At 72.1% G+C, this 14,909-nt stretch carries 16 protein-coding genes and 1 tRNA gene; 10 read left to right on the forward strand and 7 right to left on the reverse strand.

The window, feature by feature from the left end; translation table 11 throughout:
- Window positions 1-5: 5 nt before the first annotated feature.
- The 9 genes from TCUR_RS22275 to TCUR_RS25855 all read left to right on the forward strand — a co-directional run bounded on the left by TCUR_RS22275 (window position 6) and on the right by TCUR_RS25855 (window position 7,123).
- Window positions 6-830, forward strand: a complete 825-nt coding sequence (locus TCUR_RS22275; RefSeq protein ID WP_012854837.1) for a protein phosphatase 2C domain-containing protein — start codon at window positions 6-8, stop codon at window positions 828-830.
- A 122-nt stretch (window positions 831-952) separates the two neighbouring features.
- Window positions 953-1,342, forward strand: a complete 390-nt coding sequence (locus tag TCUR_RS22280) for an SCO3933 family regulatory protein (protein WP_012854838.1) — start codon at window positions 953-955, stop codon at window positions 1,340-1,342.
- A gap of 13 nt (window positions 1,343-1,355) precedes the next feature.
- Complete coding sequence (locus tag TCUR_RS22285) at window positions 1,356-2,699, forward strand: FtsK/SpoIIIE domain-containing protein (RefSeq protein WP_012854839.1); 1,344 nt, start codon at window positions 1,356-1,358, stop codon at window positions 2,697-2,699.
- Between the two features lie 116 nt (window positions 2,700-2,815).
- Complete coding sequence (locus TCUR_RS26680) at window positions 2,816-3,136, forward strand: hypothetical protein (RefSeq protein ID WP_148233088.1); 321 nt, start codon at window positions 2,816-2,818, stop codon at window positions 3,134-3,136.
- Complete coding sequence (locus TCUR_RS22290; RefSeq protein WP_012854841.1) at window positions 3,136-3,996, forward strand: DUF2637 domain-containing protein; 861 nt, start codon at window positions 3,136-3,138, stop codon at window positions 3,994-3,996. The genes TCUR_RS26680 and TCUR_RS22290 overlap by 1 nt, the downstream gene beginning before the upstream one ends.
- A gap of 46 nt (window positions 3,997-4,042) precedes the next feature.
- Window positions 4,043-4,198: a hypothetical protein gene (locus tag TCUR_RS27220; protein WP_012854842.1), complete on the forward strand. Its 156-nt coding sequence runs from the start codon at window positions 4,043-4,045 to the stop codon at window positions 4,196-4,198.
- Between the two features lie 98 nt (window positions 4,199-4,296).
- Window positions 4,297-5,721: a replication initiator gene (locus TCUR_RS22295; protein WP_012854843.1), complete on the forward strand. Its 1,425-nt coding sequence runs from the start codon at window positions 4,297-4,299 to the stop codon at window positions 5,719-5,721.
- Window positions 5,709-5,894 carry a helix-turn-helix domain-containing protein gene (locus TCUR_RS22300; RefSeq protein WP_012854844.1) on the forward strand — a complete coding sequence of 62 codons (186 nt, stop codon included), beginning with the start codon at window positions 5,709-5,711 and terminating at the stop codon, window positions 5,892-5,894. The genes TCUR_RS22295 and TCUR_RS22300 overlap by 13 nt, the downstream gene beginning before the upstream one ends.
- A complete protein-coding gene (locus TCUR_RS25855; protein WP_012854845.1) occupies window positions 5,894-7,123 on the forward strand; it encodes a tyrosine-type recombinase/integrase in 1,230 nt (409 codons plus the stop codon). The genes TCUR_RS22300 and TCUR_RS25855 overlap by 1 nt, the downstream gene beginning before the upstream one ends.
- Before the next feature lie 69 nt (window positions 7,124-7,192).
- Here the strand turns inward: TCUR_RS25855 and TCUR_RS22310 are convergent.
- A tRNA-Thr gene (locus TCUR_RS22310) sits at window positions 7,193-7,265 on the reverse strand.
- A gap of 91 nt (window positions 7,266-7,356) precedes the next feature.
- On the reverse strand, window positions 7,357-8,877 hold the full coding sequence (locus tag TCUR_RS22315; RefSeq protein ID WP_012854846.1) for an alpha/beta hydrolase: 1,521 nt from the start codon (window positions 8,875-8,877) through the stop codon (window positions 7,357-7,359).
- Between the two features lie 163 nt (window positions 8,878-9,040).
- Between TCUR_RS22315 and TCUR_RS22320 the strand changes: the two genes are divergently transcribed.
- A complete protein-coding gene (locus TCUR_RS22320) occupies window positions 9,041-9,790 on the forward strand; it encodes a DUF427 domain-containing protein (RefSeq protein WP_012854847.1) in 750 nt (249 codons plus the stop codon).
- Window positions 9,791-9,796: 6 nt separating this feature from the next.
- On the opposite strand, the gene TCUR_RS22325 is transcribed toward TCUR_RS22320, so the two are convergent.
- From TCUR_RS22325 to TCUR_RS22345, 5 genes are all read right to left on the reverse strand, one after another.
- The gene (locus TCUR_RS22325) at window positions 9,797-10,618 is read right to left on the reverse strand and encodes a PSP1 domain-containing protein (protein ID WP_041442746.1); all 822 of its coding nucleotides are present in this window, start codon (window positions 10,616-10,618) and stop codon (window positions 9,797-9,799) included.
- Between the two features lie 78 nt (window positions 10,619-10,696).
- Window positions 10,697-12,064 (reverse strand): TolB-like translocation protein, encoded by a 1,368-nt coding sequence (locus tag TCUR_RS22330; protein WP_052305589.1) that lies wholly within the window; start codon window positions 12,062-12,064, stop codon window positions 10,697-10,699.
- Window positions 12,065-12,374: 310 nt separating this feature from the next.
- Window positions 12,375-13,226, reverse strand: coding sequence for a fructosamine kinase family protein (locus TCUR_RS22335; RefSeq protein ID WP_012854850.1), 852 nt, complete (start codon window positions 13,224-13,226; stop codon window positions 12,375-12,377).
- 4 nt (window positions 13,227-13,230) lie between these two features.
- Complete coding sequence (locus tag TCUR_RS22340; protein ID WP_425358347.1) at window positions 13,231-13,659, reverse strand: low molecular weight protein-tyrosine-phosphatase; 429 nt, start codon at window positions 13,657-13,659, stop codon at window positions 13,231-13,233.
- A gap of 75 nt (window positions 13,660-13,734) precedes the next feature.
- A complete protein-coding gene (locus tag TCUR_RS22345) occupies window positions 13,735-14,907 on the reverse strand; it encodes a DNA polymerase III subunit delta' (protein ID WP_012854852.1) in 1,173 nt (390 codons plus the stop codon).
- Window positions 14,908-14,909 lie beyond the last annotated feature (2 nt).

Below are 14,909 nucleotides of genomic sequence, written 5' to 3' on the forward strand. Positions count from 1 at the left end.
ACGGGATGCGGGTGCTGATCGCCAGCGAACCGGCCACCCCCGGACGGGACAACGAAGACTTCGCGGCGGCGGCACCCGGCCTCGCCGTCCTCCTGGACGGGGCCGGCATCCCGGCCGGGCTGGAATCGGGGTGCTCGCACTCGGTGGCCTGGTACGCCCGGACCCTCGGCGGGCTGCTCCTGGCCGAAGCCCTCGACCCTCGCACCAGTCTTGCCGACGCCTTGGCCGCGAGCATTGAGCGGGTCAACGCGCTGCACTCCCACACGTGCGATCTCCAGCATCCGGGTTCGCCCTCGGCCACCGTGGTGGCCGTGCGGGTGGCCGGTGACCGGCTCGAACACTTGGTGCTGGCGGATTCGGTCCTCGTCCTGGATCGGACGGACGCCGACCCGCTGGTGATCAGTGACGACCGGTTGGCCGGAGTCCTCGCCCGGCTCGACGGCCCGGATGAGCGGCCGCCGCTGGGGAGCGCCGAGCATGCGGCCTTCCAGCTCGCCCGGGTGCGCAAGCTCAACGACCACCGCAACCGGCCCGGCGGGTTCTGGGTGGCCAGCACCCGTCCCGAAGCGGCCGAACAAGCGCTGACCGGCTCCACGCCACTGGACCGGGTGCGGGCCGTGGCACTGCTCAGCGACGGGGCAAGCCGGCCGGCCGACCGGTTCGGCCTGCTGACCTGGCCCGACCTGCTGGCTCTCCTCGACAAGAACGGTCCGGCCGAACTCCTCACCCAAACCCGAGACGCCGAGCACAGCGACCCGGACGGCACACGCTGGCCGCGCGGCAAAGCCAGCGATGACGCCACCGCCGTCTACTGGGCGCTCCACGACTGAGATTCTGCATACCCCCCTAGACAGTAGGCGGCTCCATCGCTTACCTTCATTGCATACCCCCCTAGACAGTCTCATCGTTGAACCGAAGGCGCTGTCTAGGGGACTCGACAAGTGGAGGTCTCATGCGCAGCATTCCTGTGGACACATCGGCGTTGACGTTCGTGTGCGTGGCGGCGCCGCGTCCCAAGCTGGTGGATCAGAACACCGGTGAGGTGAAGGTGGACCGCCACGGCCGCACCGTCTACACGGTCAAGCTCACCGCGGCCGACGAGAACGGGAACGTGGATTTGATCACCGTGGCGGTGGGCGGTGACCCGCAGATCTCGGTGGGGCAGGTGGTCACCGTCTCCGGCCTGGTGGCCTTCCCCTGGGAGCAGCACACCGGTGGGCGGACCCGCTGGGGCATCGCCTACCGCGCCGACCACATCACCCCCGCCCACCCGGCCGCACCGGCCGTTCCCTCCTCGCCGGTGGGTGTGCCGGGGGTGTCGGTTCCGGCGGAGATGGCCTAAGGCGGGGGCTGCGATGAACAACCTCGCCCTGCTGATCCCGGCTCTGGCCGCTCTCGTGGCGGTCGGGTCGTGGGTGTGGCGGCACTGGCATCCGGCCTCGTTCTGGTACGGGGCCGGCTACCCCTTCCGCCTCGCCCTGGTGTACCTGACCTGGGCACATGTGGCCGCAGGGTGTGGCCTGTCCCGCACACGCCGCCGCTGGCGGTGGACTCTCGATGCGGTTCCGGTCGCCGGTTCGGCGGCCCGATCCGTCACGGTGGCCACCTGTAAGCGGCGGTGGCGGCGTGTGGACGTCGAACGCGCCCCGCGGCTGGGCTGGTTGCGCCCCACCCGGTTGGGATGGCGGGTGCGCGTCCGGTTGCACGACGGCCAGGTCCCCGCCGACTACGAACGCGCCGCGGAAGGCATCGCGCACGCCTGGCGGGTCCACTCGGTCCGCGTGGCCGACGTCCGCCCCGGTCAGATCACCTTGTGGGCGACCATGCGTGACCCGCTGACCGAGGTGCGGGTGAACCCGGACACCGGGCGGCTGCTGACCGTGCGGCCGGGCAAGCTGGACAACGGATCCGATTGGATCATCGACTTCCGCACCGTGCCGCACTGGCTGAACGCCGGTGCTACGCAGTCGGGCAAGTCCAACCTAGCGAACGCGATCATCAAGGGCCTGGCACCTCAGCCGGTCGCCCTGGTCGGCTTCGACCTCAAAGGCGGCGTGGAGTTCACCCCGTATGCCCCGCGCCTCTCCGCACTGGCCACTACCCGGCCTGAGTGTCTGGCCCTGCTCGGCGACCTGGTCGGCGAGGTGGAAGCCCGCATGGCGTTGTGCCGGGTGCACGGGGTGCGCAACGTCTGGCACCTGCCCGACCACCTGCGGCCGGTGCCGGTGGTTGTCTTGGTGGATGAGGTGGCCGAGCTGTTCCTCATGGCCGACCGGGCCGAGAAAGACCAGGTGGCCAAGACCGGCACAGCCCTGCTGCGCCTGGCCCAGCTCGGGCGGGCCTTCGCCGTCCACCTGGTGATCTGTGGTCAGCGCATCGGCTCCGACCTCGGCCCGGGAGTCACCGCGCTGCGCTCCCAGCTCTCCGGGCGCATCTGTCACCGGGTCAACGACCCGGAAACCGCCACCATGACCCTCGGCGACCTCGACCCCGCCGCCCTGGACGCCGCCCGGACCATCCCCGCCCAGATGCCGGGGGTGTGCATCGTCGCCGGCCAGGACGGCACCTGGCATCGCGCCCGATCGGTGTACGTGCCCGAGCACGAGGCCGAACACGCCGCCCACACCTACGCCCACCTCACCCCATCGTGGGCCGACCTGACCAGCAGCCTCCCAGCCGTCCGCCCGGCCGTCGCATAACCCCGGCCGCCTCCCCCTTCCTCCTCGCTCTTTTCTCCCCGCGGGTTGGCGTGAGCCCTCCCTCACGCCAGGTCCCTAGCCCACCCATGCCCGAAACCAACGTGTGGAGCCTGCCCATGTCTCCAACCGGTGAAGTGACCACCCTGCACCCCGGACATCCGGCCCGTCCGGCCGCTCGTCCCCGTCCCGCCCCCGTCTCTTCTCCCTCGTCCCGTCCGTCCTCGTCCTGCTCGTCCCGGCGGTCCGTCCTCGTCCTGGTGGGGCCGGTGGTGGAGTGGGACGGCATCCGCGGCCTGCACCTGGCCTCGTGCCGCCGGTGCGCCGAGACCTTCACCACCACCTCGGCCACACAGGCCTACGGCTGGGCCGACGCCCACGAGTGCGATCGGGAGCTGGCCGCGCTGCTGGCCAAGGTGTGCGGGGAGAGGGCGGCGTGATGCGGCGCCTCCTGCTCGCCCTGGCCGATACCGGCCCGGTGGTGATCCTCGCGGTGATCGCCGCGGCCGGGTCGTTCACTCACATCCACGACACCGCCCGCGAGCACGGCCAAGACGGGTGGATGGCCTGGGCCGTCGCCGTGTGCATCGATCTGACGTGTGTGATGGCGGCCCGGGAACGGCAGCGTGACAAACGCACCCAGCGGCCCACGGCACGGCTGTCGTGGCCAACCTGCGTGCTGGCCGGCGGCATCCTCCTGTCCCTCGCCGCCAACCTCGCCCAAGCAGAGCCGACCGTGTGGGGGTGGGTGACCGCCGGAACCCCCGCCGCCGCCTTCCTGGTCGCGGTCTCCATGCTCGAACGCCGCGCCACCACCCGGCCCGGCAGCGGTGAGGAATCCGGTTCGTCCTCGACGGAACCGGCCGTCCCGCCGTCCTTCGGCCGTCCCGACCTGGCCTCCTCGTCCCCGTCCCCGGTGGTCCGGTCGTCCTCTCCGTCCTCCTCACCCGCAAAGGTGGCGAGTGCGGGGGACGGGGCTCGTCCTGAGCTGCCCGCCCCTGACCCGTCCCCGTCCTCGGTGCAGGACGGGCAGACCACCATCCCGCTCCCGATCTCCGCATCGGCCTGCTCGTCCCAGGGCGGGGCCGGTCGTTCCGGCTCGGCCTCCCCGCCCCGGTCGGACGGGGATGGTCGGCCTGGTCTGGCAGAGCCGTTGGTGGAGTTCGCCCGCCAGGTGGCCGCCGAGCATCAGGCCAAGCACGGCCGCCCCATCACCCGTGATGCGCTGCGGGCCCGGCTGGGGGTGTCGAACCGGCTGGCCTCTGACCTGCTGCGCCACATCCGCAACCACCCCGCCTAACCCCACCCTCCTGCCCTCCTTCTCCTCGTCTGAAGGGAGCCGTCCCGTGTTCGTCCGTCGCTGCCTCTTTTGGACCTTCTGGCTGGTGCTGGCCCTCTACGTGCTGCGTCACCCCTCCGCCGCTGCCGAGACCGTGACCGCGCTCGGCGGCGGCCTGGCCGCCCTGGCCGACGCGCTTGCGGCCTTCGCCTCCGCCCTCTAACCCCGCCCGTCGAACCGGCTGCTCCCGGCGCGGATGGCCGCGCCGGGGCCGTTCCCCTTCGCCTGCTGCAAACCGGACAAAGGAAAGGTCCCGCCTTCGTGCCTCGCCCTGCCTCGTCGCTGGTGACTCCGCTGGCCGCCCGGGACATGGCGGCCAAGATGGCCCGCCCGGACTTCCGCAGGTGGGCGGCTCGGACCCGTGCGCTGGGCGGGTGCCTGCAGCCGATTCATCTCAAGGGCCGGGTGGATTACCTCGACCCGGCAACCGGTGAACTGCTCCACCGCTACACCACCACCAGCGAACCCGGCGGAACCCTGCGGGTGGCCTGCAAGACCCGCCGGGCCTCCCGCTGCCCGGCCTGCGCCGAGGTCTATCGGGCCGACACCTACCACCTCGTCAAAGCCGGACTGGTCGGCGGCAAAGGCGTCCCTGCCACGGTGGCGGCGCACCCGGCCGCCTTCGTCACCCTCACCGCACCTTCCTTCGGCCCCGTCCATGCCCGCCGCACAACTCCCGGCGGCAACGTGCGGCCCTGCCGCCCTCGCCGCAACACCACGACGTGCCCGCACGGGCGGTCCGTGTCCTGCACCGCCCGGCACGCTCCCGACGATCCGCGCTTGGGGGAGCCGTTGTGCCCGGACTGCTACGACCACCACGGCACCGTCCTGTTCAACGCCCTCGCCCCTGAGCTGTGGCGGCGCTTCACCCTCGCTCTCCGGCGGCGCCTGGCCAAAACCGCAGGAACGACCGTCGCGGCGCTGGGCGAGGTGCTCACGGTGTCGTTCGCCAAGGTGGCCGAATACCAGCGGCGCGGCACGGTCCACTTCCACGCCATCATCCGCCTGGACGGACCCGGTGGCCCAGCCACCACCCCGCCCGGCTGGGCCACCTACGAAGCCCTCGCCGAAGCGGTGGAACAGGCGGTGCGGGCGGTCACCGTCACCACACCCGCAACCGAAAGCATCCCCGCGCGGGTGCTGGCCTGGGGTGATCAGCTCGATATCCGCCCCATCACCACCACGGGTGAGCTGACCGATACCGCGGTGGCCGGCTACATCGCCAAATACGCCACCAAAGCCGCCGAATGCACCGGCACCCTCGACCGGCGCATCCGCCCCACCGACGACCTAGACGCCCTGCCGGTCAGCGACCACGCCCGGCGTCTTATCGCCGCCTGCCTGCACCTAGGCGCTCTGCCCGAGATGGCCGGGCTGCGGCTGGCGGAGTGGGCGCACATGCTCGGCTTCCGCGGCCACTTCACCACCAAATCCCGCCACTACTCCACCACCCTCGCACGGCTGCGCGCCGCCCGCATCCGGCACAACCAGCAACACCAGCAGATCACCACCGGGCGGCTGCCCTTGACCGAGGAAGACCGGGTGCTCGTCATCGCCCACTGGCGCTACGCCGGCCGCGGCCTGACCCCCGGTGAAGCACTGCTGACCGCCGCGCTGACCGGCACACCCCTGCCGCCTCTCAACCCGTTGACCGCCGCTGAAAGGAGCCGCCTATGGAGCCATTGATGCTCACCGTCCCCCAAGCCGCCCGCGCCCTGGCGATCTCCCGCAGCAAGCTTTATGAACTCATCGCCTCCGGCGCCCTGCGCTCGGTCCGCGTCCACGGCTCCCGCCGCATCCCCCGCAAAGCCCTCGAAGACTACATAGACCGCCTGCTCGCCCAGGAGGACGCCGCCTGATGCCCCGCAAGACCGGCAAGCCCGCATCCTCCCGCAAGGCCCGGCCCCGGCTGCGGGACGGGGTCATGAAACGCGGAAGCACCTGGTCGTATGTCATCCGCGTCCGCGACCCCGAAACCGGCGTCTCCAAACCCAAATGGGTCGGCGGCTTCGTCACCGAGGAAGAGGCCAAAGCCGCCCGTGACGAAGCCCGCGTCAAGGCCCGGCGCGGTGAGTACATCGACCGCACCACCATCACCGTCGCTCAATACCTGGATGAGTGGCTCGAAGCACACGCAGTCGAGATCAAGCCCCGGACGCTGGCCGGTTACCACACCATGGTCCGGCTTTACATCAAGCCTCACATCGGTGACCTGCGGCTCCAGGCCGTCCGTCCGGCCCAGATCACCAAGCTTTACAGGGATCTCCTGGCAAGCGGCGGCGAGGGCGGCAAGCCGCTGAGCGTCTCGACCGTGATGCGGGTGCATGCCATCTTGCACAAGGCGTTCGCGGACGCCGTTCTCGTCGATGAGCTGATCCCGTCCAACCCCGCCGAGCGGGCCAAGCGTCCCAAAGGGCTGGTCAGGGAAGCAGATGGCATCTGGACGCCCGCGCAGCTTCGGGTGTTCCTCCAGGCCGTCCGCGAGCACCGGCTGTTCGCCTTCTACCACCTGGCCGCCTACACCGGTGCCCGGCGGGGTGAGCTGCTGGCGCTGCGCTGGTCGAACGTCGATCTGGACGGCAAGCGGATCACCATCGGGGGTTCTGCCGGTGTGGTCAAGGGCCGGCGCATCGAAGGGACGACCAAGAGCGGCCGGTCCCGCGTCGTCACCATCGACGATGAGACCGTGGCCGTTCTCAGGGAGCACCGTAAGGCCCAGCTCGCTGAGCAGTTCCAGGCCGGTGAAGCCTGGCGCGGTGCGGAAGACGGTTACGTGTTCACAACCGAGCGGGGAGAGCCGATCCATCCGGACTCGGTGGGCTGGTTGATGACCAAGACCATCCGGGCCTACAACAACCCGCCGCAAGGGCCTAAGCCGGCCGAGCCGCTGCCCCATGCCCGCGTGCACGACTTGCGGCACATCCACGCGACGACGCTGCTGTTGGCGGGCGTCCCCGTCCATGTGGTGGCGGCTCGGCTCGGCCACGCCGACCCGGCGATCACGCTGCGGGTCTACGCGCATGTGATCCGTTCCGCCGAGGTGGCCGCGGCGGACGTGTTCGCGAAGGTGATGAGCGGGGCCGTTTAGCGGGCCGCTGTTAGCAAACCTGTTAGCAAGAGGCCCCTTGCGATCTTCGCAAGGGGCCTCTGAGCTGGGAGCCGCCTGTCGGAATCGAACCGACGACCTATTCATTACGAGTGAATCGCTCTACCGACTGAGCTAAGGCGGCCTGCCGCATCGCGGCGCATAGAGAGTCTACTGGGTTCGGGCGGGTGATGCGTATTGGGTATCCGGGAGAGTGGTGAGTTTCAAGGGTGGGGTCAGCGGCAGACGGTGCCGTCGGCGGGTGGGGTGGTGGTGAGGAGGTAGCGGTCGGTGGCCTGGGTGATGCAGGGGGAGCCGCCCAGGTAGGCGGTGTGGCCGTCGCCGTCGAAGGTCAGGAGGACTCCGGAGGCGAGCTGGGAGGACAGGGCCTGGGCCCAGCGGTAGGGGGTGGCGGGGTCCCGGGTGGTGCCGATGACGAGGATGGGGGCGGAGCCCTTGGCGGACAGGGGGCGGGGGGACTCGGTGGTCTGGACGGGCCAGTAGATGCAGGGCAGGCCGCTCCAGACGACGTAGGGGCCGAAGCGGGGGGCGGTGCGGGCGGCCTTGTCGGCCTCCTTCTGGTAGGCGGCGACGTCGGGCAGGTTGGGTTTGTCGACGCAGTTGACGGCCATGTTGGCCTCCATCAGGTTGCCGTAGGAGCCGTCGGGGCGCCGGTCGTACAGCTGGTCGGCGAGGGTGAGCAGGAGGTCGCCGTCGTTGTCGTAGATGGCGGCGGCCAGGGCCTGGCGGAGAGTCGGCCAGGAGGCCTTGGTGTAGAGGGCGGCGGCGATGCCGGTGGTGACCCAGGTTTCGTTGATGGGGCGGGGGTCGCCGCGCGGGCTGGTCAAGGGGGCGCTGTCGGTCTGGCGCTGCAGGTCGGTGATCTTGTCCAGGGCGGCTTCGGGGTCGGAGCCCAGTGGGCAGTCCAGGGCGGCGGTGCAGTCCTCGACGAAGGCGCGCAGCGCGGTCTCAAAGCCCTTGGCCTGCTCGATCAGCAGGTCGGTGGCGGAGAGGGCGGGGTCGACCGCGCCGTCCAGGACCATGGCGCGGACCTTGCGGGGGAACTGCTCGGCGTAGACGGCGCCCAGGTAGGTGCCGTAGGAGAAGCCCAGGTAGGTGAGTTTGCCGTCGCCCAGGGCGGCGCGCAGCACGTCCATGTCGCGGGCGGCGTCGGCGGTCCCGACATGGGGGAGGCGGGGGCCGGAGCGGGCCTTGCAGGCGTCGGCGAAGGCCCGTCCCTCGGCGCGCAGGGCCTCCACTTCCCGGGTGTCGTCGGGGGAGGCGTCGGTGCCGAGGAAGCGGTCCATGCGGGGGCCGTCCAGGCAGCGGACCGGGGCGCTGCCGCCCACGCCGCGCGGGTCGAAGCCGATCAGGTCGAAGCGGTCGCGTATCCGCTCGCCGAACAGGGCGCCGGCGTCGCGGAGGAACTGCACGCCGGAGCTGCCGGGGCCGCCGGGGTTGGTGATCAGGGAGCCGATGCGCTCGCCGCGGTCGCGGGCGGGCAGCCGGATGACCGACAGGGCGAGCCGTTCGCCCTGGGGCTTGGCGTAGTCGAGCGGCACTTCGACGGTGGCGCATTCGAAACCGTCACGGCAGTCGCGCCAGGACGGCTCCTGGGCGTAGTAGCGCTCCAGCCCGGAGGGGGCCTGTTCCTTGGGGGACGAGTCGCCGCTGCATCCGCCCAGCATGAGGGCCGCGGCCGCCAGTACGGCCAGGATCCGGTGCGGCAGGCCGGTTCCCCGTCGCAGTGCGTTCACCGTCCACCTCATTCCGTCCGCGCGGCCCGGTCCGGTAGAGGCGGGTTTCCCCACCCGGCGTCCCGTACTCCTGCGTCCACAGCGTTGTGGACAAGAGAAACCAAGCCCCCAAGAAGATCACCCAAAGGGAAATAGCGTAACCCACCGTGATGTTGGCCCGGATATGGATGCACAGCGCGAAGTGCGGATCGAGCCCAGCGCCAAACGGGTGCGCGCCTATCTGGGCGGCGAGGCGATCGCCGACTCCCTCCGCCCGTTCCTGGTCTGGGAGGTCCCCTACTACCCCACCTACTACTTCCCGGTAGAGGACGTCCGGACGGACCTGCTGGTGCCCGAAGAAGAGAGCAAGCCTTCCCCCACACTGGGCGAGGGGCGGGTGTTCACCGTGAAGACCGAGAAAGCCACGGCCCCCAAAGCCGCCCTGCGCTACCCCGACTCCCCCGTCGAGGCGCTGCGCGGCCTGGTGAGGCTGGAGTGGGACGCGATGGACGGGTGGTTCGAGGAGGACGAGGAGGTCTTCACCCACCCGCGCGACCCCTACCACCGCGTGGACGTCCTGGCCAGTTCACGGCATGTCCGCGTCGAGGTGGACGGGGTGACGGTGGCCGAGTCCTCCAGCCCGAGGCTGCTGTTCGAAACCGGCCTGCCGACCCGCTACTACCTGCCCAAGCCGCACGTCCGGACGGACCTGCTGGAACCCACCGGCACGGTCACGCACTGCCCCTACAAGGGGCAGGCCGAGTACTGGTCGGTGCGCATCGGGGACCGGACGTATCCGGACCTGGCCTGGTCCTACCGCTCGCCCCTGCCGGAGAGCCAGAAGATCGCGGGGCTGATCGCCTTCTACAACGAGAAGGTCGACATCTACGTGGACGGGGTGAAGCAGGAACGTCCACAGACGCCCTTCGCCTGAGCGGGCTCAGTCCGTCCGGCCGTAGGCGGCGTCGTGCTGGCGGCGCGGGGCGCAGACCGAGGCGGCCGGGCAGGAGCAGCGGCGGCCGTCGTCCAGCCGGACGGTGATCTCGTCGGCGGGGACGTTGCGGGCCACCACCTGGCCGCTGCCTTCGGGGGTGTCCACCCGCTGGCCCAGCCGGGGCATCCGCCGGTGGGCCTCGACGTACAGCGGGTGCTCGTACTTCAGGCAGCACATCAGCCGGCCGCAGGCGCCGGCGATCCGCAGCGGGTTGACCGGCAGGTCCTGGTCCTTGGCCATGCGCACCGAGACCGGCTCGAAGTCCTTCAGGAAGGTGGCGCAGCACAGGTCCCGGCCGCACGGGCCGATGCCGCCCTGCAGGCGGGCCTCGTCGCGGGGGCCGACCTGGCGCAGCTCCACCCGGGCCTTGACGGTGCGGGCCAGGTCCCGCACCAGGGCGCGGAAGTCCACCCGGTGCGGGGCCGAGAAGTACACCTTGAAGATGTTGTCGGCGTCCAGGTAGTCGACCCCGATGACCTTCATCGGCAGGCCGTGCTTGCGGATCAGGCGCTTGGCGATGCTGCGGCCCTCGGCCCGGCGGCGCCGGTTGGCCTCGTCGCGGGCCAGGTGCTCCTCGGTGGCCATCCCGGCGCAGACCGGCAGGCCGCCGATGTCCTCGGAGACCCACTGCGGCGGCCACACGCACTCGGCCACCTCCGGGCCGGCGTCGGTGGGCACCAGGACCTTGTCGCCGACCTTGGGCGAGTACGGTCCCGGGTCCAGGTAGTACAGCCGCCCGTACCGGGTGAAGCTGACTGCCATCACCATGCCCACGGCCAGACCCCCTCACCGCTCCCGGTGCCGTTCACCCTACGCGGTACCCGTAAGGGACGGATGTGAGCGAAATCACCAGGCCACGTCGGTGTAACCCGCCGCGGGCAGCCCGCGCACCTCCTCGTCCGGGCCGGGGTAGACCAGCTCCCGGGTCCCGGCGGCCAGCAGCCGGCCGCTTTCGGGGTGCCGGCTCAGCGCGGAGATCTCCCCGGCCCGGTCGGCCTTGCGGGTCCACACCACCTTGGTGGGCTTGCCGGTCGCAACGGAGAACTCCTGCAGCGTCAGCGCCGCGGGGCTGCGCACGCCGGCCACCACGGCGCGGCCGTCGCGGCTGAGCACGGCCGCGGTGCCGCCGGCCGGCAGCACCAGGACGGGCTTGCTGGCCCGCAGGTCACCGCCGGCGGCGGTGGTGTCGAGGGTGCGGACCTGGCGGCGCACGGCGGTGCCGCGGGTGGTGGTCCACACGAACGACAGGGTGTCGCCGGCCCACGACAGGCTGCTGATCCGCCCGGGCAGGCGGGTCGTCCACTGCTTGCGCCGCGCGCCGTCGGTGGAGACGACCTCGATGCGGCTGGTGCCCGGCGCGTAGGCCAGGTAGGCGATCTGCTTGCCGTCGGCGCTGACGGCCATGTCGGAGCGGGCGGTGGAGACGCCCTGCACCAGCAGGCCGGGCAGCTGGGTCAGCTCCTGCGGCGCGCCCTTGGAGGTGAGGGTGAGCCGGTGGAAGGTGATCCGCCCGGAGGCGTAGGCGGACAGGATGTAGCTTCCGTCCCCGGCCGAGGCCACCTGGTGCCAGCGCTGTCCCTGCGGGGCGGCGACGCCCACGCCCACCTCCTCGCCGGTCTGCACGTCCCGGACGACCGCGGCGTCGCCGGAGCGGCGCACGGCCACCAGGAAGCGGGGGGCGACCTTGCCGGAGGTCTCGGCGGCCTTTTGCGCCGTCGCCTTCTTGGCGGGCTTGGCGTCCTGCCGGTCGTTGATCACGTCCACGCCGACCGCGACCACCAGGGCGAACGCCACGGCCAGCAGCACCGGGCCGGTACCGGAGCGCACCCCGTCGAACGGGGAGGCGGCGGGAGCCCGGTGGGAGGAGGGCTTGGCGGACGCGGCGCCGGAGGTCTCGGCGGCGTCCTGCGAGGCCGTGGCCGTGGCGCCGGGCTCCCACGGCGGGGCGGCGGATCCGCCCGCGGCGGACGCGCCGCTTCCCGAAGCCGAGCCCCAGACCCGGGTGCCGAGGGGGTCGTCGAAGCCCTTCGGCTCGGCAGGTTCCTCGTGCCGTTCCTCACGCCTGTCGTTCATCGAATCCGCCGCACCGACCTCTCCATGTCGCGGACCGCCGGCCTCGTCCTCGGCCGGCCTCGCCCCGGCGGTCCCGCGCCGCCGGCCGCCGAGCAGGCCGAAGGCGGCGGCGACGGCCAGCGCGACCAGCACGATGACCACCGCCAGCGCAATGTCGTCCTTCCGGACGCCACCGGCCCGCCGATCACCAGGCCGGACATTACCGGACAGGGGGGACTTTGCGCTCCGTCCTTCGCCTTTGCCGTTCACCGGGCTCGCCGCACCGACCTCTCCATGTCGCGACCAAAATGTCCTATCGCATAATCGAGCTCCGCGATCCCCGATTCGCCCGAATCGCAAGATCGCTTACTGCGCGGGGCTCACCGGCGAAGGTCCCGCGGGCGCCCGGCGGCGGGCCGGGGCACGGCCCCTCGTCCCGTCCCGGCCTGCGGGAACGCCGCGCCGGACAGGTTCACCGGGACGCGCGCAGCGCCGCCCGGGCGGCCTCGACGGCGGCGCCGCGGTAAGACGGCCCGAACAGCGCCACGTGCACCAGCAGCGGATGCAGCTGGTGCAGCGGGACACGGGCCCGCCAGCCCTCGGCGAGAGGGTGAACCTCCCGGTAAGCATCCAGGATGCGGTCCAGGTACGGGGCGCCGAACAGGGCGAGCATCGCCAGGTCGGTCTCCCGGTGGCCGCCGTGGGCGGCCGGGTCGATCAGCCAGGCCCGGCCGCCGGACCACAGCACGTTGCCCGACCACAGGTCGCCGTGGATGCGGGCGGGCGGCTCCTCCGGCCCGGCCAGCGTCTCGATCTCCGCCATCACCCGCTCGACCAGCCCCACCTCGGCGCGGTCCAGGTGGCGGGCGGCCAGGCGCAGGTAGGGGGCGATCCGGCGTTCGGCGTACCAGCGCGGCCACCGGTCGGCCGGGGTGTTGTCGAGCGGCAGCCGGGCGATGAACCCCTGCCAGGGCGCGCCGAAGGAATCGGCGCCGCCGGCGTGCAGGGCCGCCAGTTCACGGCCGAAGCGTTCGGCGGCCTGCGGGGAGGGCGGTTCGGCCGGCAGCCAGGGCAGCACCAGCATGTGGTCGTCGACGGCGATCACCTCCGGCACCGGCGCGGCATGGCCGGCGCCCTCGGCCAGCCAGCGCAGCCCGGTGGCCTCGGCGGCGAACAGTCCCGGCCGGTCGTCGGCGGCCTTGACGAACACCTGGCGGCCGTCGGCCAGGCGCACCCGCCACAGCGACCAGGCGTGACCGGTGCCCAGCGCGGTGACCTGCTCGGCCGCCGCGCCGGTGAGCCGTTCCAGTCGCCGCCGGTCCATCGCCTCAGCGGTCCTTGAGCGCGTTGCGGATCTCTTCCAGCAGCCCCGGGACCGCCGCCTCGATCAGCTCCCGGACGTGTTCGAAGTCCGCCCGTCCGCCGTAGTAGGGGTCGGGGACGTCCAGGTCGTCGCCGGCGGCGGGGTCGAACTCGCGCAGCAGCCTGATCTTGCCCAGGGCCTCGGCGTCCGGCGCCATCGCCCGCAGCGCCCGCCGGTGCCCCCGGTCCATCGCGATGATCAGGTCGTAGCGGTCGAACCAGGACGGCTCGAACTGCCGGGCCCGGTGCGCCACGCGGTACCCGGCCCGCGTCAGCGTCCGCACCGTGCGGTGGTCGGCGCCCTCGCCGACATGCCAGCCGTCGGTGCCGGAGCTGTCCACCTCCACGTCCAGCCCGGCCTCCTCCACGTGGTGGCGCACGATCCACTCGGCCATCGGCGAGCGGCAAATGTTCCCGGTGCAGACGAACGTGACGCGGTACGGCATGACCCCCATCCTGCCCGAGACGGCTCAGCCGGCGCGCAGGGCCATCGTCATCGCCTCGAACGCCAGCAGCGGCTGGACGTTGGCGTCCAGCCTGCGGCGGCACTCCATGATCGCTTCAAGCCGCCGCAGCGTGGCCTCCGGGGTGCCGGCGGAGGCCAGGGCGCGCAGCTCGGCCTCCCGGTCGCCGTTCACCAGCTCCACCGCGGAGCCCAGCTGCAGCGCCAGCACGTCCCGGTAGTAGAACGCCAGGTCCAGCAGCGCCCGGTCCAGGGCGTCGCGCTCGACCCGGCTGGCCCGCGACTTTTGCCGTTTTTCCAGTTCTTTGAGCACGCCGGCGGTGCCGCGCGGCATCCGGCCCTTGTCGTTCTCCCCCAGGGCGCGGCGCATCTGGGCGGTCTCGGTCTCGTTGAGCTCTTCGGCGATGGCCTTGGCGTCGGCCTCCGCGGCGGCCACCAGCGCGGCGGCGGCGTTCACCGCCTGCGCCAGGCCGTTCAGCCGCCCCGGCAGGGCCAGCACCTCGGCGCGCCGCCGGCGGGCCTCGGGGTCGGTGGCCAGCCGCCTGGCCCGCGCCAGGTCGCCCTGGGCGGCCCGGGCCGCCTCGGCGGCGACCTTAGGGTCGATGCCGTCCCGCTGGATCAGCGCCTCGGCGATCGCCGCGGCGGGCGGGGTCCGCAACGTCACCACCCGGCAGCGGGACCTGATGGTGGTCACCAGGTCTTCCGGGGACGGCGCGCACAGCAGCCACACGGTGCGCGGCGGGGGTTCCTCGATCGCCTTCAGCAGCGCGTTGGCGGCGGCCTCGGTGGAACGGTCGGCGTCTTCGAACAACACGATCCGCCAGCGTCCCCCGGTCGGCGCCGACGAGGCCCGCAGCACCAGCTCCCGGGCCTCCTTGACGCTGTAGGACAGCCCTTCGGGGCGCACCACCTCCACGTCGGCGTGGGTGCCCTGCAGCACCTGGTGGCAGGACGGGCAGTGCCCGCACCCCGGGGGGTCCTCCCGGCATTGCAGCGCGGCGGCGAACGCCCGCGCCGCGCCGGCGCGTCCCGACCCCGGCGGGCCGGTGAACAGCCAGGCGTGCGTCATGCCCCCGGCGGCCCGCTCGCCGCCCGCCAGCACCCGGGCGCCCGCCGCGGCCGCGGCCGCCAGCCGCTCGGCGACCGCCTGCTGCCCCACCAGGTCGTCCCAGACGCTCATGG

This window comes from Thermomonospora curvata DSM 43183 (assembly GCF_000024385.1).
In the GTDB taxonomy this organism is placed as follows: Bacteria; Actinomycetota; Actinomycetes; order Streptosporangiales; family Streptosporangiaceae; genus Thermomonospora; species Thermomonospora curvata.